We start from the raw sequence: 18,669 nt of genomic DNA on the forward strand, positions 1-18,669 counted from the left end.
AATGATGAACATTGGCGCGCTGACGGCGGCGCTACTGGTTGCTGGCTGTAGCGTTGGCCCAGATTATCAGCGTCCGGCGATGGCGCTGCCGACGCATTATAAAGAGGCCAAAGGCTGGACGCAGGCCACGCCGCAGGACGCCAGTCGCAAAGGGGAGTGGTGGACGGTGTATCACGATGCTACCTTGTCCAGCCTGCTGCGCCAGGTGAGCATCTCCAACCAGAACGTCGCCAGTTATGCGGCGCAATATCGCGAAGCTCAGGCGCTGAGCGCGCAGTCGCGCGCGGCGCTGTTTCCCTCACTCGACTACGATGTCAGCAGCACGCGCAGCGGCAGCCGTGCCAGCACCAGCGGTCAGCGCAGCGTCAGCAACAGCCACAGCGCCACGCTGAGTGCCAGCTGGGAGCTGGATCTGTGGGGCAAACTGCGCCGCACCCAGGAAGAGGATAAGGCCAGCGCGCAGGCCAGCCAGACTGAACTGGCCAATGTCACGCTGAGCGCCCAGTCAGAGCTGGCGCAGGACTATTTTCAGCTGCGCATCATCGACGAAAAGATCGCGCTCTATCAGCGCAGCATTGAAGCTTATCAGCGCTATCTCAGCGTGATTAACAACAAGTACCGCGCCGGTAGCGAATCCCGCGCCACTCTGGCGCAGGCGCAGATGCAGCTGGAGAGCGCCCGCGCTTCGGCGCAGGATTATCAGTGGCAGCGCGCGCAACTGGAGCACGCGGTGGCGCTGCTGCTGGGGCGTGCGCCAGCCGACTTTACGTTGCCGGTGGCGAAGCTGGATGCCACGCTGCCGTCCATTCCGCAGAGCCTGCCTTCGGCGTTGCTGCAGCGCCGTCCGGACATCGCCTATGCCGAACGTAACGTGGCGGCCGCCAACGCGGCGGTCGGGGTGGCGATTGCCGGTTATTATCCCGACCTGACGCTCAGCGCCAGCGGTGGCGTGACCGCCTCGGCGATCCACAGTTTATTGTCGCTGCCGAATCGCGCCTGGTCGCTGGGGCCGGAGCTCAGCGGTACGCTGCTCGACTTTGGCGCGACCTCGGCGAAAGTGGCGCAGGCGCGTGCCGCCTATGATGCCAGCGTGGCCACCTATCGCCAGACGGTGCTGAGCGCGCTGGGAGAAGTGGAAGATAACCTGGTGGAACTGAATACCTTGCAGGGGGAAATCGCCGCGCAGCAGCGCGCCGCCGTGGCGGCACAGGAGTCAGCACGCGTAACGCGCAACCAGTATGACGCCGGCATGATTGATTACCTTGATGTCGCTACCACGGAAAACAGCAGCCTGAGCGAGCAGCAGAGCCTGCTGTCGCTGCAGAGCAGCCAGTGGGTGAGCAGCGTGGCGCTGATCGCCGCGCTGGGCGGCGGCTGGCAGGGCGAATCACCCTGAATTCATCACGATAAATCACTGCGCTACTTGTCGAACATCCCCGGATCCTGCAAGGTAAGAACCATTTTTTACCGCTGCTAAGGAGCTGGCATGCTATTTACCGTTCTGCGTTTCCTCTGTCGCCTGTTATGGCGCGTTGAGCTGCGTGGCGATCTGACTGCCCTGCACAAAGAAAAAGTGCTGATCACGCCAAACCATATGTCGTTTCTCGATGGCGTGCTGCTGGCGCTGTTTCTGCCCATCAAACCGGTGTTCGCCGTCTATTCTTCGATCAGCGAACAGTGGTATATGCGCCTGCTCAGGCCGGTCATCGACTTCGTGCCGCTCGACCCCACCAAACCGATGTCGATCAAACATCTGGTGCGCATGATCAACGAAGGGCGTCCGGTGGTGATCTTTCCGGAAGGGCGCATTACCGTCACCGGCTCATTGATGAAAATCTACAGCGGCGCTGGCTTCGTCGCTGCGAAATCCGCCGCCACCGTGGTGCCGATGCGCATTGAAGGCGCAGAGTACACGCCGTTTGGCCGCCTGGCCGGGGTGTTTAAACGCCGCCTGTTCCCGCGCATTACCCTGACGGTGCTGCCGGCCACGGTAATTCCCATGCCGGAAGCGAAACGCGCGCGCGACCGCCGCGTGCTGGCCGGTGAGCATTTACACCATGTGATGATGGAAGCGCGCATGGCGGTGCGCCCGCGCGAAACGCTGTTCGACGCTTTTCTCAATGCGCGCACCCGTTACGGGCTGAGTAAAGCCTGCATCGAAGACATCAACTTTAAGCCGGACAGCTACACCGGACTGTTGAAAAAAGCGCTCGGCGTCGGACGCATTCTGGAGCGCTACAGCCAGCAGGGCGAATTCGTTGGCCTGCTGCTGCCGAACGCCACGGTGACCGCGGCAGCGATTCTCGGGGCTTCACTGCGCGGTCGCGTGCCGGCCATGCTCAACTACACCGCCGGCATCAACGGCATGCGCGCGGCGCTGACCGCCTCGCAGGTGAAAACCGTGTTTACCTCGCGCCAGTTCCTGGAGAAAGGCAACCTGTGGCACCTGCCGCAGGGGCTGACGGAGGTGCAGTGGATCTATCTGGAGGATCTGAAGGATACCGTCACGCTGCAGGACAAACTGTGGATCCTCGCGCACCTGCTGCTGCCACGCCGGGCACAGGTTGCGCAGCAGCCAGAAGACGCGGCAATGGTGCTGTTTACCTCCGGCTCGGAAGGCAATCCCAAAGGTGTGGTGCACTCGCATAAAAGCCTGCTGGCGAACGTGGAGCAGATTCGCACCGTGGCGGACTTCACCCCGCGCGACCGCTTTATGTCGGCGCTGCCGCTGTTCCACGCCTTCGGCCTCACCGTCGGACTGTTCACGCCGCTGCTTACCGGCGCGCAGGTGTTCCTCTATCCCAGCCCGCTGCACTATCGCATCGTGCCGGAGCTGGTGTATGACCGTAACTGCACCGTGCTGTTCGGCACCTCCACCTTCCTCGGCAACTATGCGCGCTTTGCCAGCCCGTACGATTTCGCCCGGCTGCGCTACGTGGTGGCCGGTGCCGAGAAGCTGCAGGAAGGCACGCGCCAGATCTACATGGAGAAGTACGGCATCCGCATCCTCGAAGGTTACGGCGTGACCGAGTGTGCGCCAGTGGTGGCAATCAACGTACCGATGGCCGCCAAATCGCATACCGTCGGGCGTATTCTGCCGGGCATGGATTCACGTCTGATTGCGGTACCGGGCATTGAGCAGGGCGGACGACTACAGCTGCGCGGTCCGAATGTGATGAACGGCTACCTGCGGGTGGAAAACCCCGGCGTACTGGAGCCACCGGTGGCGGATAACGGCGAAGGCGAACAGGAAGCCGGCTGGTATGATACCGGGGATATTGTCAGCTTTGACGAGGGCGGTTTCTGTCAGATTCAGGGGCGCGCTAAACGCTTCGCCAAAATCGCTGGTGAGATGGTGTCGCTGGAGAGCGTGGAGCAGATTGCCCTGAAAGCCTCGGCGGAGAAACAGCACGCGGCGTCGCTGCGGCCCGATGGCCAGCGCGGTGAAGCGCTGGTGCTGTTTACCACCGACAGTGAACTCAGCCGCGAGCGGCTGCAGCAGGCCGCGCGTGAGATGGGTGCGCCAGAGCTGGCCGTGCCGCGCGACATTCGCTACATGAAGCAGCTGCCGATGCTGGGCAGCGGCAAACCAGACTACGTCAGCCTGAAACAGCTGGCAGAAGAGGAGCGGGCATGAGTCAGACGGTGAATCCGGACGCCCCGTTGCTGTCGCGCAGTATGCTGGCGGTGATCGTGGCACAGTTTTTCTCTGCCTTTGGCGACAACGCGCTGCTGTTCGCCACGCTGGCGCTGCTGAAAAATCAGTTCTATCCGGACTGGAGCCAGCCGATCCTGCAGATGCTGTTTGTGGCCACTTACATTCTGCTCGCGCCGTTTGTCGGGCAGATGGCCGACAGCTTTGCCAAAGGGCGGGTGATGATGTTTGCCAACAGCCTTAAGCTGCTCGGTGCGCTGGTGATCTGCTTCGGCTTTAATCCGTTTCTCGGCTACACGCTGGTGGGCGTCGGCGCGGCGGCGTATTCACCCGCGAAATACGGCATCCTGACGGAGATCACCAGCGGCGCGCGGCTGGTGAAAGCCAACGGGCTGATGGAGTCGTCGACTATCGCGGCGATTCTGCTCGGCTCGGTGGCAGGCGGCGTGCTCGCCGACTGGCATCTGCTGGCAGCACTGGTGGTGTGTGCACTCACTTACGCACTGGCGGTGGTGGCGAACCTGTTCATTCCGCGTCTGCAGGCAGCGCGCCCCGGCCAGAGCTGGCACGCTGGCGCGATGCTGCGCAGCTTTATCGCCTCGGCACAGCTGCTGTGGCGTAACGGTGAAACCCGCTTCTCGCTGCTCGGCACCAGCCTGTTCTGGGGCGCCGGCGTCACGCTGCGCTTCCTGCTGGTGCTGTGGGTGCCGGTGGCGCTGGGCATCACGGACAATAAAACGCCGACCACGCTAAATGCCATGGTGGCGATCGGTATCGTTATCGGCGCGGGCGCGGCGGCAAAACTGGTCACGCTGCAAACGGTGCGGCGCTGCATGCCGGCCGGCGTGCTGATTGGCGTGATGGTGGTGCTGTTCTCGCTGCAGCATAGCCTGCTGAATGCGTATCTGCTACTGATGCTGATTGGTGCACTCGGCGGCTTCTTTGTGGTGCCGCTCAACGCGCTGTTGCAGGAGCGCGGCAAAGATACCGTGGGTTCTGGCAACGCGATTGCGGTGCAAAACCTGGGTGAGAACAGCGCGATGCTGCTGATGCTGGGGCTGTATACCGTGGCGATTAAGCTGGGTGCGCCGGCGGTCGCGACGGGCGTGGGCTTCGGCGCGCTGTTCGCCATGGCGATTGCCGTGTTGTGGTGGAGAACGCGTCGCTGAGCGGTGCAGAAAGGGACCAGGTCGCCATGAATGGCGACCCTACCCTGGCCCGGCGCGTACGCCAAAACCACAGCAGGTACGCGAGGGTAACACAAACCCTGTAGGGTGCGCGTTAACGCGCACCAAAACCGCAGCAGATACGCAAGGGTAACAAACCCTGTAGGGTGCGCGTTAACGCGCACCAGGGAGATTACGGTGCCGGATACGTGTACTGACGGTGAATCGCTTCCAGCGCCTCTAACACCTCGCCGCTCAGCGTCAGGTTGAAACTCTCCACGTTAACCTTCAGCTGTTCCATGGTGGTGGCACCGAGCAGGGTGCTGGCCACAAACGGCTGCTGCCGCACATAGGCCAGCGCCATCTGTGACGGATCCAGGTTGTGCTGTTTCGCCAGTGCCACGTAGGCAGCAATCGCCTGCTGTGACTGCTCGCCGCTGTAGCGGGTAAAGCGGCTGAACAGCGTATTGCGCGCGCCGGCCGGTTTCGCCCCGTTGAGGTATTTGCCGCTCAGCGTACCAAAGGCCAGGCTGGAATAGGCCAGCAGTTCCACGCCCTCATGCTGGCTAATCTCTGCCAGACCCACTTCAAAACTGCGGTTCAGCAGGCTGTACGGATTCTGAATGGTGACGATACGCGGCAGCTCGTGCTTCTCCGCCAGCTGCAGGTAGCGCATTACGCCCCAGGCCGTTTCGTTCGAGACGCCAATGTAACGGATCTTGCCCGCGCGCACCTGTTCGGTCAGCGCTTCCAGCGTCTCCAGCAGCGTAACGGTGGCGGTATTATCACTGTACTGATAACCGAGCTTGCCAAAGTAGTTGGTCTGGCGCTGCGGCCAGTGCAGCTGGTAGAGGTCGAGGTAATCGGTATTAAGGCGCTTCAGGCTGGCGTCCAGCGCTTCGCGGATGTTCTTGCGATCCAGCGCCTGGTTGGGGCGAATCAGCGCATCGCTGCCGCGCACCGGGCCGGCGACTTTACTCGCCAGAATGATTTTGTCGCGGCTGCCACGCTTTTGCAGCCAGCTGCCAATGTATTTTTCAGTCAGGCCCTGGGTTTCCGGACGCGGTGGCACCGGATACATCTCGGCGGTATCAATCAGGTTAATACCCTGGCTAACGGCGTAATCAAGCTGCTGGTGGGCGTCGGCTTCGCTATTCTGCTCACCAAACGTCATCGTGCCTAACCCCAGCTGACTGACTTCCAGCGTGCTATGGGGGATACGGTGATAATGCATTGCCGGCTTCCTTTTTTCATTATGAAACGGAATGTTGTGTTCTCTGGGACTATAGCCTGTGAAGTGGCGCAGAAGGAAGGGGGGAAAGTTCGGGAAATCGCCTGCACAGGGGGAAAACGCGTACAGGCGAGGCAATTTGGCACTTAACGCTCAATGATGGTGGAAACCTCGTCACCATTAATTTGCATAACATGGCCCTGTTCGTCGGTGTACTGCACCAGACCGGTTTCTTTATCAATCGACGGCTTACCTTCGGTCATAATCATGCGGCCATCTTTGGTGGCCATAACGTAATCACTGCTGCAACCGCTTAATGCCAGCGCCGCCAGCAGCAGGCCCACTGCACTTACCAACCCTTTCATTCTCAGCTCCCTCAAGCCACTTCAACAGCAAAAGTGTAGTAATAAATGCTTTTGCCAGCTGGAGTAATCGCATCATTCCTAAAATAACAGGGCGAGATGCGCTCGCCCTTGACAGGTTACGCTTTGTTTTTCCTGCTGCGCATCAGGTTCAGACACTCTACCGCCATGGAGAAGAACATCGCAAAATAAATGTAACCTTTTGGTACATGCATACCAAAACTCTCGAGGATCAGGGTAAAGCCGACCAGAATCAGAAACGCCAGCGCCAGCATTTTGACCGACGGATGCCGCTCAACAAACTCGCCAATCGCGCGCGCGGCCACCATCATCATCAGCACTGCGATGACCACCGCCGCCATCATAATGAACAGGTGATCGGACAGACCGACGGCGGTAATCACCGAATCCAGGCTGAAAATGATGTCGAGCAGCATGATCTGCACGATGGCGCCGAAGAAAGAGTGCACATTGGTTTTGTGCTCCTCTTCGCCGCCTTCGATGGTTTCATGGATCTCCATGCTCGACTTCCACAGCAGGAACAGGCCGCCGAACAGCAGAATCAGATCGCGCGCGGAAAAGGCGTGGTCCATGATGGAAAACAACGGCTGCGTCAGTCTCACCACCCAGGCGATGGAGGCCAGCAGCCCGAGGCGCATCAACATCGCCCCCATCAGACCCAGCCGGCGCGCCCGGTTTTGCTGGTGCTGCGGCAGTTTTGCGACCACCAGAGACAGGAAAATAATGTTATCGATACCCAGCACCACTTCCAGAATGGTTAATGTTCCCAGCGCCAGCCAGGCGTTGGGATCAGCAATCCAGTCAAACATGAATCCTTCATTCCTAAACGAAAAGTAAACGGGAATTATACACGGCGCAGGCGGCGCTGCCTAAAGTGATCCTGCAAGGGCGAGGTTGTACCGGGCATTACAGCAGAAAATGCCGCGCCAGCAGCGGTCCGGTAAAGCTCTTCTTGAGATAAAAACCGCGCGGTAGCGTCATGATCGGCTCGCCGTGTTCGCCGATGGCTTCGGTCAGCGCTTTGCTGTTGGCCGCTTTCGGCCGGATTTGCAGCCACGCGCCGTGGCGGGCGGTGATGCGCTCCACCTGGCCGAGCACGATCATGTCCATCAGCTCTTCCCAGTCCTCACGTAACTGCTGCTCTTCCTGCGCATTCGGCTGCCACAGCAGCGGCGAACCCACACGGCGCTCGGCCAGTGGAATGGCGCGATCGCCCTCCACCGGGATCCACAGCACCCGCGCCAGCTTGTGGCGCACGTGGCTGGTTTGCCAGGTAACGCCGCTGTTGCCGGTGAGCGGTGCCACGCAGACAAAGGTGGTTTCCAGCGGCTTACCCAGCGCGTCGACCGGAATGGTTTTGAGTTCAATACCCAGATGCGCAAAATCCTGCTCGGCTTTACTGCCGGCGCTGGCGCCAAGCAGCAACTCCAGCAGCATGCCAACCCAGCCTTTGTCACGGCGTAAATCGGCAGGCATCGGCAGGCCAAGCTGCGCGGCCAGCGCGGCAAAGCTCTGACCAGCCAGCTGTTGGGCACGCTGGAGCAGTTCGGCTTCGTTACGGGGCGCAGCAGGCAAGGCGGCAGGGCAATTCATGATAAAACTCGCATTGGTCAAAATGTGGTCAGTAAAGGTCAGCGCGCGTTGTCCACATCGTGCCGGACAATGTAAACGTGATAATAGCATGATTCAGCATGCTTTTTTAGCGCGATTGACCTGGCGCTCACCAGGGTAAGAGGCGGTTATCCCGGTTTGTTATCGACAATGAACAGGATCTTAAACCCAGTTATCCACAGAAAAGTGGGATAACCCCACGTTTTGCCCACCCCTGTTTCCATTTACAGCCTTGACTTTGCCGAACTGCGCGCTTTTTTTCCATTCTCTGCCCAGGTTTAGGACATTCTCTGTGGATAAAATCAACGGTGATGGATCTTTGAGCAGCGGTAAGCGCGTGGGGAAGAATAACCGGCTTTCACGATGTGTATCTGAACGGGTTAACAGGCTATCGCTATGATAAATGGGGGTTTTAGTGCTATTCTCCCCGGCGTGCATGAGAATTTTCCGAAGCGGTTATTCAACTCATTCCCGTGTTCTGCACAAAGCTATCCACAGAAAAGGTGAATAAGATCGCCGTTAAATGCCCGTGTCTGTTTATAACATGGCTATTATCTGTGAGTTATCCCATTGTTATCCGGTCAGCGGCGCGGATATCCAGTGGTTTACCGCCTGTAAGGAGTATGAAACAATCAGGCTATTCAAATTTAGCTTTGAGGTAGTCCAGTGATCGATGATGATGGCTACCGCCCGAATGTTGGTATCGTAATCTGTAACAGGCAAGGACAAGTGTTATGGGCCAGGCGCTTTGGACAGCACTCCTGGCAGTTTCCTCAGGGAGGCATCAATCCGGGTGAAACCGCTGAACAGGCGATGTATCGCGAACTGTTCGAAGAAGTGGGTTTACACCGCAAAGATGTTCGAATACTTGCTTCAACCCGTAACTGGTTACGTTACAAGTTGCCAAAACGTTTGGTGCGTTGGGACACAAAGCCGGTGTGTATCGGCCAGAAACAAAAGTGGTTTCTTCTGCAGTTGATGTGTAGTGACGCGGATATCAATGTGCAACACAGCAGCACGCCGGAGTTCGATGGCTGGCGCTGGGTCAGCTTCTGGTATCCGGTACGTCAGGTTGTCTCTTTCAAGCGCGATGTGTATCGCCGCGTCATGAAGGAATTCGCTGGCGTGGTGATGTCTATGCAGGAGAGTGCGGGGCAGCGCAATAACAACGCCGCCCATCGACGTAAAAGAGGATAGGCCACGCCCTTTATGCTCACTCAGTTGCGCGAAATTGTAGAAAAAGTGGCGAGTGCACCGCGTCTGAATGAAGCACTCGACATTCTGGTCAACGAAATATGCCTGGCGATGGAGACCGAGGTCTGCTCGGTTTACCTCGCCGATCACGATCGGCGTTGCTACTACCTGATGGCGACGCGCGGCCTGAAAAAGCCGCGCGGCCGCACGGTTACGCTGGCGTTCGACGAAGGTATCGTCGGGCTGGTGGGCCGCCTGGCCGAACCGATCAACCTCGCCGATGCGCAAAGTCATCCCAGCTTCAAATACATTCCCTCCGTCAAAGAAGAGCGCTACCGCTCGTTTCTGGGTGTGCCAATCATCAGCCGGCGTCAACTGCTCGGCGTGCTGGTGGTGCAACAGCGAGAGCATCGTCAGTTCGACGAAAGCGAAGAGTCGTTTCTGGTTACGCTGGCCACGCAGATGGCCGCGCTGCTGTCGCAGTCGCAGCTTGGCCAGCTGTTCGGTCAGTTCCGCCAGACGCGCGTCAAAGCGATTGCCGCTGCGCCGGGCGTCGCCGTTGCACCTGGCTGGGTTGATGAAACGCAGCCGCTGCTCGACCAGGTGTCCGCCGCCTCTACGCTCGATCCACAGCGTGAACGCGAGCGCCTGATTGTCGCCATGGGCGAGGCGGGCAACGAGTTTCGTCGCTTCAGCAAGCGTTTCGCGGCCAGCGTGCAGAAAGAGAGCGCGGCGATCTTCGATCTCTACTCGCACCTGCTCACCGATGCGCGACTGAAAAAAGACCTGTTTGCCGAGATCGAGCGCGGATCGGTAGCCGAGTGGGCGGTTAAAACGGTGATCGAGAAGTTTGCCGCACAGTTTGCCAGCCTGCAGGATCACTATTTGCGCGAGCGCGCCGGGGATTTGCGCGTGCTCGGCCAGCGCCTGCTGTTCCACCTTGACGACACGCTGGTGGGCACCAATGCCTGGCCGGAACGCTTTGTGCTGGTGGCCGATGAACTCACCGCCACCACGCTGGCGGAGCTGCCGCAGGAGCGGCTGGCGGGCGTAGTGGTGCGCGATGGCGCAGCCAACTCGCACGCGGCGATCCTCACGCGCGCCATGGGTATTCCGACCGTGATGGGCGCGGATATCCTGCCGTCGCAGCTCAATAAGCGGCTGCTGATCGTGGACGGCTATCGCGGCGAAGTGCTGATCGATCCGGAGCCGGTGCTGGTGCAGGAGTATCAGCGGCTGATCAGCGAAGAGAACGCGCTGAGTAAAATGGCCGAAGACGTGGTGGAGCAGCCCGGCGAGCTGAAAAGCGGCGAGCGCGTGCAGGTGATGCTCAACGCCGGTCTCAGCCCGGAACACGAACAGGCACTCGACAACTGGGTTGACGGCATCGGCCTGTATCGCACCGAAATTCCGTTCATGCTGCAAAGCGGCTTCCCGTCGGAAGAGGAGCAGGTGGCGCAATATCAGGGCATGCTGCAACTGTTTTACGACAAACCGGTGACGCTGCGTACGCTGGATGTCGGCGCTGACAAACAGCTGCCTTACATGCCGATCAGTGAAGAGAACCCCTGTCTCGGCTGGCGTGGCATTCGCCTGACGCTCGACCAGCCGGAGATCTTCCTGGTGCAGGTGCGCGCCATGCTGCGCGCCAACGTTGCCTCGGGCAACCTGAGCATTCTGCTGCCGATGATCAGTCATATTGACGAGATCGAAGAGGCGCGGCGCCTGATCGATCGCGCCGGTCGCGAAGTGGAAGAGATGCTCGGTTATGCCATTCCAAAACCGCGTATTGGCGTGATGATTGAAGTGCCGTCGATGCTGTTCCTGATCCCGCATCTGGCGCAACGCGTGGACTTTATCTCCGTCGGCACCAACGATCTCACCCAGTATCTGCTGGCGGTCGATCGCAACAATACCCGCGTCGCCAACCTTTACGATTCGCTGCATCCGGCGATGCTGCGGGCGTTGCAAACTATTGCCAGTGAAGCCCGCCAGGCCAAACTGGAGCTGTGCCTGTGTGGTGAAATGGCGGGCGATCCGATGTGCGTCGCGCTGCTGGTGGGTCTGGGTTATCACCATCTCAGCATGAACGGCAAGAACATTCCGCGCGTTAAATACCTGCTGCGCCACCTCGATTATGAAGAGGCGCAGAAACTGAGCCAGCAGGGCGTGATGGCGCACACCGCAACGGAAGTGCGCCATCTGGTGTCGGCCTTCATGGAGCGGCGCGGCCTGGGCGGACTGATTCGCGGCGGACGTTAACTGTTTACATTTCTGCGGAAATTGTGAAAAGCGGCTGTGCTATGATGCGCAGCCTTTTATTGTATGGCCCTTTAGCCACGCCCTTTTGCGGGCAGAAAAAACATGGTGAAAGATGACTAACGGCTACATTTCATTTCCCCAATTCGATCCGGTGATCTTCTCCATCGGACCGGTTTCGCTGCACTGGTACGGCCTGATGTATCTGGTAGGCTTTGTGTTTGCTATGTGGCTGGCAGTGCGCCGCGCCAACAAACCCGGTAGCGGCTGGAAAAAAGAAGAAGTTGAAAACCTGCTGTACGCGGGCTTCCTCGGCGTGTTCCTCGGCGGCCGCATCGGCTACGTGCTGTTCTATAACCTGCCGCTGTTCCTCGACAACCCACTCTATCTGTTCAAAGTGTGGGACGGGGGCATGTCATTCCACGGTGGTCTGATTGGGGTGATCGTGGTGATGCTGATCTTCGCCCGCCGTACCAAACGCACCTTCTTCCAGGTCTCTGATTTCATTGCGCCGCTGATCCCGTTTGGCCTCGGTGCTGGCCGTCTCGGCAACTTCATCAACGGCGAACTGTGGGGCCGCGTGGCGCCTGAGTTTAAATTCGCCATGCTGTTCCCGGGTTCGCGCAGCGAAGACCTCGCGCTGGCGGCCAATAACCCGCAATATCAGGAACTGCTGAACACGTACGGCGTGCTGCCGCGCCATCCGTCACAGCTGTACGAGCTGTGCCTGGAAGGCATCGTGCTGTTTATCATTCTCAACCTGTTTATTCGCAAGCCGCGCCCGATGGGCAGCGTCTCCGGCCTGTTCCTGATTGGCTACGGCGCATTCCGCATTATCGTGGAGTTTTTCCGCCAGCCGGATGCCCAGCTTGGCCTGTTCGAAGGCGGTATCAGTATGGGCCAGATTCTGTCGATCCCGATGATTCTGGCCGGAGTGATTATGATGGTCTGGGCGTATCGTCGTCGCCCGCAGCAACAAACGCGTGAGGTAAAATGAAACAGTATCTGGATTTGATGCAACATGTGCTGAATGAAGGCGCAGAAAAGGCCGACCGTACCGGTACCGGCACGCTCTCCATCTTTGGCCACCAGATGCGTTTCAATTTGCAGGACGGTTTTCCGCTGGTCACCACCAAGAAGGTGCATCTGCGCTCAATCATTCATGAGCTGCTGTGGTTCCTAAAAGGCGACACCAACATCGGCTACCTGAAAGAGAACAAGGTCACCATCTGGGACGAATGGGCGGATGAAAACGGCGATCTGGGACCGGTCTACGGCAAGCAGTGGCGCAGCTGGGGCAATGCTTCCGGCGAAGAGATCGATCAAATCAGCAAGGTGATTGAGCAGCTGAAACGCGATCCGGATTCGCGCCGCATTATCGTTTCGGCATGGAATGTCGGTGAGCTGGATCAGATGGCGCTGGCGCCGTGCCACGCGTTTTTCCAGTTCTACGTGGCGAATGGCAAGCTGTCGTGCCAGCTGTACCAGCGTTCGTGCGATATCTTCCTCGGCCTGCCGTTCAATATCGCCAGCTATGCGCTGCTGGTGCATATGGTGGCACAGCAGTGCGATCTTGAGGTGGGCGATTTCGTCTGGACCGGCGGCGATACGCACCTGTACAGTAACCATCTCGAACAGGCGCGACTGCAGCTGACGCGTGAAACGCGACCGCTGCCGAAACTGGTGATTAAGCGTAAGCCCGCGTCGATTTTTGATTACCAGTTCGATGATTTTGAGATCGAAGGCTACGATCCGCATCCGGCGATCAAAGCGCCGGTTGCCGTGTAATCTGCCGCTCTTCAGCATCAGGCCCTGCCATCGCGCAGGGCTTTTTTTTGCCTGGCCTCCGCCCGCTTCTGCGGGGATTTTCTGAATCCGACGCGCAAAAAAAGGGTGTTGTCTGCACCGGGCATAACTTTCCTGCGGCACGCTTTCCATCTTCTCTGTTTGCCGCTGTTGCTTTTCGTCCGGCAGGCGCAGAGTGCCGGTTATGAACAGAACCCAAAACGCCGGCTTTACTCTGCCGGAACTGCTGCTGGTTATGGTGATTGCCGGCATCCTCAGCATCGCAGCCTTACAGGGCTGGCAGCGCTGGCAACAGTATCAGCAACTGCGTGACAGCGTACTGCAGCTGCAGAGCTTTTTGCTGCGGCTGCGCGCGCACGCCAGCTGGCATAACCGCGACCTCAGCCTGTGGCTGCAGCCGGGCGAAAACGGCTGCCTCGGCACCGGGCCGCAGCCCGCAGAAGGGTGTCAGCTGCAGTCGCGCTGGCTGTTCCGGCCACCTTATAGCGAAGTGCGCATCACCGCGCTGATCGGCGAGCCGGGCTTTTACGGCCGACGCGATGTGGCCCGGCCTGGCAGTATCGAACTGGAGAGCGCGGCTGGCCGCTGGCGCGTCATCCTCTCCGCCCGGGCGCGCATCCGGGTCTGCCAGCCGGGAGAGAAGGGATGCGAATAGCGCAGGGGGGCTTCAGTCTGCTGGAGATGCTGATCGCCATGGCGATTGGCGCGGTGCTGATGGTCAGCGTCGGCCGCTTTCTGCCGCTGCTGCTGGAACAGAACCTGCGCCTGCAGCAGCGGGTCCAGCTGCAACAGGAGCTGCAGCAGATTGCCGGCTCGCTGGCCAAAGCGCTGCGCCGTGCCGGTTACTGTCACGGTCAGTGCAGCGGTGCGGCGCTCACGCTGGTGAGCGGCGGCAGCTGTGTACTGCTGCGCTGGGACGAAAACAGTAACGGACGCTGGGAAGGTGTCGGTCACAGTGAAAGCGATTATTACGGCTATCGTCTGCGCAACGGACAGCTGGAGATGCAGCGCGGAGTGGACGAGTGCAACAGCAACGGCTGGGAGCGCATCACCGATCCGGCATTCCTCACTCTCAGCACCTTCCGGGTTGAGCGCCAGGGCACGCGGCTGCTGTTGCAGCTGGCCGCCACGGCGGGCCGCCAGCAGGCAGAGCTGACGATGATGATTGAGGGGCTGAATCTGTGAAGCAGCGGGGCAACAGCACGCTTGGCATGGTCGTGATGTTACTGCTGATGGGCGGGCTCACGCTGCACGCCGCGCGCACGCAGCTGGCGCAGGGCATGGCGCTGGTCGCCGACGAGCAGCAGCATCAGCAGGATTTCTGGCAGGCGCAGGCCGCTTTAACGTGGGGCCGGCAGCAAAACTGGCCGCAGGCCGCGGGCTGGCAGTGTCAGACCGCTCTGACCGATGCGTGGCAAAGCTGTCTGCTGCGGCAGGAGGAGAATCATGGCTTATTATCGGCGCGCGGCACCGGACGGGCGCTCGTGCTCTATCAGTGGGTGTCGCTGCGCAACGGTCAGCTGCAGCCACAGCCGCATGGCTGGATCGACTACTGCCCGCTGGCGAGGGCGGAGCAGTGTCAGCTGCCAGAGGCGACAGCAGGGTTTTAGCCTGGCGGAAACGCTGGTCGCCATGCTGCTGCTGGCGATGACCATCAGCACGCTGCTGCAGTATCATCGCGCACTGGCGCTGGGATTTAGCCAGCAGTGGCAGCAACGCCAGGCGTGGCAGGTGGCCGGGCAGGCGCTGCTCGGGCGTGATACTGCCGGCTGGCACATTGTGCACCAGCCGCAGAGTTTACCTGGCGGCTGCGTGCTGGATCGCGTTACCGTCACCGGACCCCATCAGCGCACGGCGTCGCTGGCGCGGCTCAATTGCCGCGAAGGTGATGCCGGCGGGTAGGCAGGCCAGACGATTAAGGGTAGAGTGACCGGGCTGCGCTTTCCCTTCTTTAAGGAGTTTTATGTTCCGGGTTTACCACTCCAATCGGTTAGATTTATTGAAAGACTTAGCGGTAGAGCTGATAAAACTCCAGCCGCTGGCCGATCCGCTCGCGGCTGAGCAGGTGCTGGTACAGAGCCCGGGCATGGCGCAGTGGCTGCAGATGGAGCTGGCTAACCGCTTCAACATTGCCGCCAACATTGATTTTCCGCTGCCCGCCAGCTTTATCTGGAGCATGTTCGTTAAAGTGCTGCCGGATATCCCGGAAGAGAGCGCTTTCACCAAAGCCAGCATGAGCTGGAAGCTGATGCACCGGCTGCCGGTGCTGCTGGAGCAGGAGGCGTTTCAGCCGCTGCGCAGCTATCTGCATGACGACGACGATCAGCGCAAACTCTACCAGCTCAGCGCGCGCGTGGCGGATCTGTTCGACCAGTATCTGGTTTACCGGTCCGACTGGCTGAACCGCTGGGAGCGCGGCGAACAGGTGGACGGGCTGAGCGATGCTCAGCAGTGGCAGGCGGCGCTGTGGCGCGATCTGGTCGAATTCACGCGCAGCCTCGGTCAGCCGATGTGGCACCGTGCCAACCTCTATGCACGGTTTATCCAGGCGCTGGAGCAGGCGACAACGCCGCCGCCGGGGCTGCCGCAGCGCGTCTTCATCTGCGGTATCTCTGCGCTGCCGCCGGTTTATTTGCAGGCGCTGGAAGCGCTGGGCCGCCACATTGATATTCACCTGCTGTTTACCAATCCCTGTCGTCACTACTGGGGCGACATTCAGGATTACGCCTTCCTCGCGAAGCTGCAGAGCCGCCAGCGGCTGCGCCTGCATTCGCAGGAGACGCAGCCGCTGTTCCGCGACCCGGATGCCGCGCCAGCGCTGTTTAACGAACTGGGCGAGCAGCAGCTGACCAATCCACTGCTGGCCTCGTGGGGCAAGCTGGGCCGCGACAACCTGTTTCTGCTGAGCCAGATGGAGTCAGCCGCCAACGACATCGATGCGTTTGTGGAGATGTCACCGGATAATCTGCTGCACTGCCTGCAGGCCGATCTGCTCAATCTTGACGATCGCGCGGTGATTGGGCTTAGCGCTGGCGAGCTGGCCGACAGCATGGACAAGCGCCGCCTCGATCCGCACGATCGTTCCATCACGCTGCAGGTGTGTCACAGCGCCCAGCGTGAAGTGGAAGTGCTGCAGGATCACCTGCTGGCGCTGATGGAAGCCGATCCGGAGCTGAAGCCGCGCGATATTATCGTCATGGTGGCAGACATCGACAGCTACGCGCCTTTTATCCAGGCGGCTTTTGCCAGCGCGCCGCCTGAGCGCTATCTGCCGTTCGCCATTTCTGACCGGCGCGCCAGTCAGGCGCATCCGGCCATCCTCGCGCTGCTCAGCCTGCTGGCACTACCGGACAGTCGCTTTGCCTCAGAAGAGGTGCTGGCGCTGCTCGAGGTGCCGGCGCTGGCACAGCGTTTCTCCGTCGAGGAGAGCGGCCTGCGCCTGCTGCGCCGCTGGGTGATGGAATCCGGCATCCGCTGGGGACTGGATGACGCCAGCGTGGAAGCGCTGGCGCTGCCGGTCACCGGCCAGCACACCTGGCGCTTCGGCCTGCAGCGTATGCTGCTGGGCTACGCGCTGGAAAGCCGCAACGGTGACTGGCAGGGCATTCTGCCGTATGACGAATCCAGCGGCCTGATCGCCGAGCTGGCGGGTCATCTGTCCGAGCTGCTGGCGCGGCTCGACAGCTGGCGCACGCGCCTTGCGCAGACGCGCACTTTGGCCGAATGGCTGCCGCTGTGCCGCGAGCTGATCGACAGCTTCTTCAGCGGCGATGCCGACAGCGAGGCGGCGCTGCTGCTGGTCGAAACGCAGTGGCAGGAGATCATTGAACAGGGGATGCAGGCCGCTTATCAGCAGCCGATTCCGGTCACGCTGCTGCGCGATGAGCTGCGTGCACGCCTCGATCAGCAGCGCATCAGCCAGCGCTTCCTGGCCGGGCCGATCAACTTCTGTACGCTGATGCCGATGCGCTCCATCCCGTTCAAAGTGGTGTGCCTGCTGGGCATGAACGACGGTGTATATCCGCGCACCCTGGCGCCGCTCGGTTTTGACCTGATGCAGCAGCAGACGCGGAAAGGCGATCGCAGCCGGCGTGATGATGACCGCTATCTGTTCCTTGAAGCGCTGATCTCGGCGCAGCAGCAGCTGTACATCAGCTACATTGGCCGGGCGATTCAGGACAACACCGAGCGCTATCCCTCGGTGCTGGTGACTGAACTGGTGGATTATCTGGCGCAAAGCTTCTGTCTGCCGGGCGATGAAGCCTGTGAGCCGGACGTCAGTGAGCAGCGGGTGCGGGCACATTTGCAACGCCTGCACAGCCGCATGCCGTTTGCAGCGGAAAATTTTCAGCCGGGAAGCCACGTGCAGAGCTTTGCCGCAGAGTGGTTGCCGGCGGCCACCGGCAGCGGCGTGGCGCAGCCCGGGTTTGTTCAGCCGCTGCCGGTTCAGCCGCTGACCACGCTGTCGCTGGAGCAGCTGCTGCGCTTCTGGCGTCATCCGGTGCGGGCGTGGTTCCAGCAGCGCCTCGGCGTGGCTTTCTGGATGGAGGAGAGCGAGCTGCCGGACAGCGAACCGTTCGCACCGGACAGCCTGGAGCGCTATCAGATCAACGCTGAACTACTCAATACGCTGGTCAACGGTGACGATCCGGCCCAGCTGTATGCGCACCACCGCGCCGCCGGTAATCTACCTTACGGCGCCTTCGGGGAACTTTTCTGGCAAAGCCAGACCGAAGAGATGCAGGAGGTGGCGGCGGAAGTGAGCGCTCAGCGGCTGCCGGCGGAGAGCTGGGAAGTCAACCTGACGCTGGGCGCAACGCAGTTGACCGGCTGGCTGACTCAGGTGCAAGCTGATGGGCTGCTACGCTGGCGTCCGGGCGTGCTCAACATCAACGATGGCCTGCTGCTGTGGCTGGAACATCTGGTGTATTGTGCGCTGGGCGGTAACGGCACCAGCCGCATGTACGGTCGCAAACAGAGCCGCTGGCGCTTCGCGGCCGTGGCACCCGCCCAGGCGCAGGCGCAGCTGGCTGAATATGTGGCCGCCTGTGAGGCGGGTCTGGCGCAGCCGCTGCTGCTGCTGAATAAATCCGGCGGCGCCTGGCTGGACGCCAGCTTTGACAGCAAATCCGGCCAGCTTCAGGAAGATGACGCCACGCAGAAAAAGGCGCTCAACAAGCTGTTGCAGGCGTGGCAGGGTGGCTACCAGGTTGAAGGCGAGGGCAGCGATCCCTATCTGCAGCGCCTGTGCCGCACGCTGGACGAGCCGACGCAGCAGCAGATCATCGCTGCGGCGCGTCAGTGGTATTTGCCGGTGCGCCTCGCGCATCAGGATGATGAATAGCAACGGAAGTGCGGCCTGTA

16 protein-coding genes are annotated in these 18,669 nt (G+C 60.4%); 12 read left to right on the forward strand and 4 right to left on the reverse strand.

The window, feature by feature from the left end; genetic code table 11:
* The first annotated feature begins 4 nt into the window (after nucleotides 1–4).
* From C1N84_RS03940 to lplT, 3 genes are all read left to right on the forward strand, one after another.
* Nucleotides 5–1,396, forward strand: a complete 1,392-nt coding sequence (locus C1N84_RS03940; RefSeq protein WP_394541841.1) for an efflux transporter outer membrane subunit — start codon at nucleotides 5–7, stop codon at nucleotides 1,394–1,396.
* 90 nt (nucleotides 1,397–1,486) lie between these two features.
* Nucleotides 1,487–3,637 carry a bifunctional acyl-ACP--phospholipid O-acyltransferase/long-chain-fatty-acid--ACP ligase gene (aas, locus tag C1N84_RS03945; RefSeq protein ID WP_264442038.1) on the forward strand — a complete coding sequence of 717 codons (2,151 nt, stop codon included), beginning with the start codon at nucleotides 1,487–1,489 and terminating at the stop codon, nucleotides 3,635–3,637.
* Nucleotides 3,634–4,824: a lysophospholipid transporter LplT gene (lplT, locus tag C1N84_RS03950; RefSeq protein WP_264442039.1), complete on the forward strand. Its 1,191-nt coding sequence runs from the start codon at nucleotides 3,634–3,636 to the stop codon at nucleotides 4,822–4,824. Before aas ends, lplT begins: the two co-directional genes overlap by 4 nt.
* 190 nt (nucleotides 4,825–5,014) lie before the next feature.
* On the opposite strand, the gene C1N84_RS03955 is transcribed toward lplT, so the two are convergent.
* The 4 genes from C1N84_RS03955 to mutH form a co-directional block, all read right to left on the reverse strand.
* Entirely contained in the window at nucleotides 5,015–6,055 is a 1,041-nt protein-coding gene (locus C1N84_RS03955; RefSeq protein ID WP_021506697.1) for an NADP(H)-dependent aldo-keto reductase, read from the reverse strand.
* A 143-nt stretch (nucleotides 6,056–6,198) separates the two neighbouring features.
* Nucleotides 6,199–6,417, reverse strand: a complete 219-nt coding sequence (locus C1N84_RS03960) for a YgdI/YgdR family lipoprotein (protein WP_021506698.1) — start codon at nucleotides 6,415–6,417, stop codon at nucleotides 6,199–6,201.
* A 116-nt stretch (nucleotides 6,418–6,533) separates the two neighbouring features.
* On the reverse strand, nucleotides 6,534–7,244 hold the full coding sequence (locus tag C1N84_RS03965; protein ID WP_021506699.1) for a TerC family protein: 711 nt from the start codon (nucleotides 7,242–7,244) through the stop codon (nucleotides 6,534–6,536).
* A 97-nt stretch (nucleotides 7,245–7,341) separates the two neighbouring features.
* Nucleotides 7,342–8,028 (reverse strand): DNA mismatch repair endonuclease MutH, encoded by a 687-nt coding sequence (mutH, locus tag C1N84_RS03970; protein ID WP_058757065.1) that lies wholly within the window; start codon nucleotides 8,026–8,028, stop codon nucleotides 7,342–7,344.
* Between the two features lie 684 nt (nucleotides 8,029–8,712).
* Between mutH and rppH the strand changes: the two genes are divergently transcribed.
* The 9 genes from rppH (at nucleotide 8,713) to recC (ending at nucleotide 18,649) form a co-directional block, all read left to right on the forward strand.
* Nucleotides 8,713–9,243 (forward strand): RNA pyrophosphohydrolase, encoded by a 531-nt coding sequence (gene rppH, locus C1N84_RS03975; protein WP_031279497.1) that lies wholly within the window; start codon nucleotides 8,713–8,715, stop codon nucleotides 9,241–9,243.
* Between the two features lie 12 nt (nucleotides 9,244–9,255).
* Nucleotides 9,256–11,502, forward strand: a complete 2,247-nt coding sequence (gene ptsP, locus C1N84_RS03980; protein WP_058757064.1) for a phosphoenolpyruvate--protein phosphotransferase — start codon at nucleotides 9,256–9,258, stop codon at nucleotides 11,500–11,502.
* A gap of 112 nt (nucleotides 11,503–11,614) precedes the next feature.
* Nucleotides 11,615–12,496 carry a prolipoprotein diacylglyceryl transferase gene (gene lgt / locus C1N84_RS03985; RefSeq protein WP_058780285.1) on the forward strand — a complete coding sequence of 294 codons (882 nt, stop codon included), beginning with the start codon at nucleotides 11,615–11,617 and terminating at the stop codon, nucleotides 12,494–12,496.
* Nucleotides 12,493–13,287 carry a thymidylate synthase gene (thyA, locus tag C1N84_RS03990; RefSeq protein WP_104188425.1) on the forward strand — a complete coding sequence of 265 codons (795 nt, stop codon included), beginning with the start codon at nucleotides 12,493–12,495 and terminating at the stop codon, nucleotides 13,285–13,287. Before lgt ends, thyA begins: the two co-directional genes overlap by 4 nt.
* Before the next feature lie 202 nt (nucleotides 13,288–13,489).
* Entirely contained in the window at nucleotides 13,490–13,960 is a 471-nt protein-coding gene (locus C1N84_RS03995; RefSeq protein ID WP_127834505.1) for a prepilin-type N-terminal cleavage/methylation domain-containing protein, read from the forward strand.
* The gene (locus C1N84_RS04000; protein WP_262264555.1) at nucleotides 13,951–14,490 is read left to right on the forward strand and encodes a prepilin peptidase-dependent protein; all 540 of its coding nucleotides are present in this window, start codon (nucleotides 13,951–13,953) and stop codon (nucleotides 14,488–14,490) included. Before C1N84_RS03995 ends, C1N84_RS04000 begins: the two co-directional genes overlap by 10 nt.
* The gene (locus tag C1N84_RS04005) at nucleotides 14,487–14,915 is read left to right on the forward strand and encodes a YgdB family protein (protein ID WP_264442040.1); all 429 of its coding nucleotides are present in this window, start codon (nucleotides 14,487–14,489) and stop codon (nucleotides 14,913–14,915) included. Before C1N84_RS04000 ends, C1N84_RS04005 begins: the two co-directional genes overlap by 4 nt.
* A gap of 1 nt (nucleotide 14,916) precedes the next feature.
* Nucleotides 14,917–15,207, forward strand: coding sequence for a prepilin-type N-terminal cleavage/methylation domain-containing protein (locus C1N84_RS04010; RefSeq protein WP_230857086.1), 291 nt, complete (start codon nucleotides 14,917–14,919; stop codon nucleotides 15,205–15,207).
* A gap of 61 nt (nucleotides 15,208–15,268) precedes the next feature.
* A complete protein-coding gene (gene recC / locus C1N84_RS04015) occupies nucleotides 15,269–18,649 on the forward strand; it encodes an exodeoxyribonuclease V subunit gamma (RefSeq protein WP_264442041.1) in 3,381 nt (1,126 codons plus the stop codon).
* The last annotated feature ends 20 nt before the right edge of the window (nucleotides 18,650–18,669 follow it).

It is taken from the genome of Pantoea sp. SGAir0418 (assembly GCF_043529865.1).

What these genes read in the sequence shown, in the direction of transcription:
- C1N84_RS03940 (WP_394541841.1), top strand. Translation starts at nt 5, where the DNA reads ATGAACATTGGCGCGCTGACGGCGGCGCTACTGGTTGCTGGCTGTAGC.
- aas (WP_264442038.1), top strand. Translation starts at nt 1,487, where the DNA reads ATGCTATTTACCGTTCTGCGTTTCCTCTGTCGCCTGTTATGGCGCGTT.
- lplT (WP_264442039.1), top strand. Translation starts at nt 3,634, where the DNA reads ATGAGTCAGACGGTGAATCCGGACGCCCCGTTGCTGTCGCGCAGTATG.
- C1N84_RS03955 (WP_021506697.1), bottom strand. Translation starts at nt 6,055, where the DNA reads ATGCATTATCACCGTATCCCCCATAGCACGCTGGAAGTCAGTCAGCTG.
- C1N84_RS03960 (WP_021506698.1), bottom strand. Translation starts at nt 6,417, where the DNA reads ATGAAAGGGTTGGTAAGTGCAGTGGGCCTGCTGCTGGCGGCGCTGGCA.
- C1N84_RS03965 (WP_021506699.1), bottom strand. Translation starts at nt 7,244, where the DNA reads ATGTTTGACTGGATTGCTGATCCCAACGCCTGGCTGGCGCTGGGAACA.
- mutH (WP_058757065.1), bottom strand. Translation starts at nt 8,028, where the DNA reads ATGAATTGCCCTGCCGCCTTGCCTGCTGCGCCCCGTAACGAAGCCGAA.
- ptsP (WP_058757064.1), top strand. Translation starts at nt 9,256, where the DNA reads ATGCTCACTCAGTTGCGCGAAATTGTAGAAAAAGTGGCGAGTGCACCG.
- lgt (WP_058780285.1), top strand. Translation starts at nt 11,615, where the DNA reads ATGACTAACGGCTACATTTCATTTCCCCAATTCGATCCGGTGATCTTC.
- thyA (WP_104188425.1), top strand. Translation starts at nt 12,493, where the DNA reads ATGAAACAGTATCTGGATTTGATGCAACATGTGCTGAATGAAGGCGCA.
- C1N84_RS03995 (WP_127834505.1), top strand. Translation starts at nt 13,490, where the DNA reads ATGAACAGAACCCAAAACGCCGGCTTTACTCTGCCGGAACTGCTGCTG.
- C1N84_RS04000 (WP_262264555.1), top strand. Translation starts at nt 13,951, where the DNA reads ATGCGAATAGCGCAGGGGGGCTTCAGTCTGCTGGAGATGCTGATCGCC.
- recC (WP_264442041.1), top strand. Translation starts at nt 15,269, where the DNA reads ATGTTCCGGGTTTACCACTCCAATCGGTTAGATTTATTGAAAGACTTA.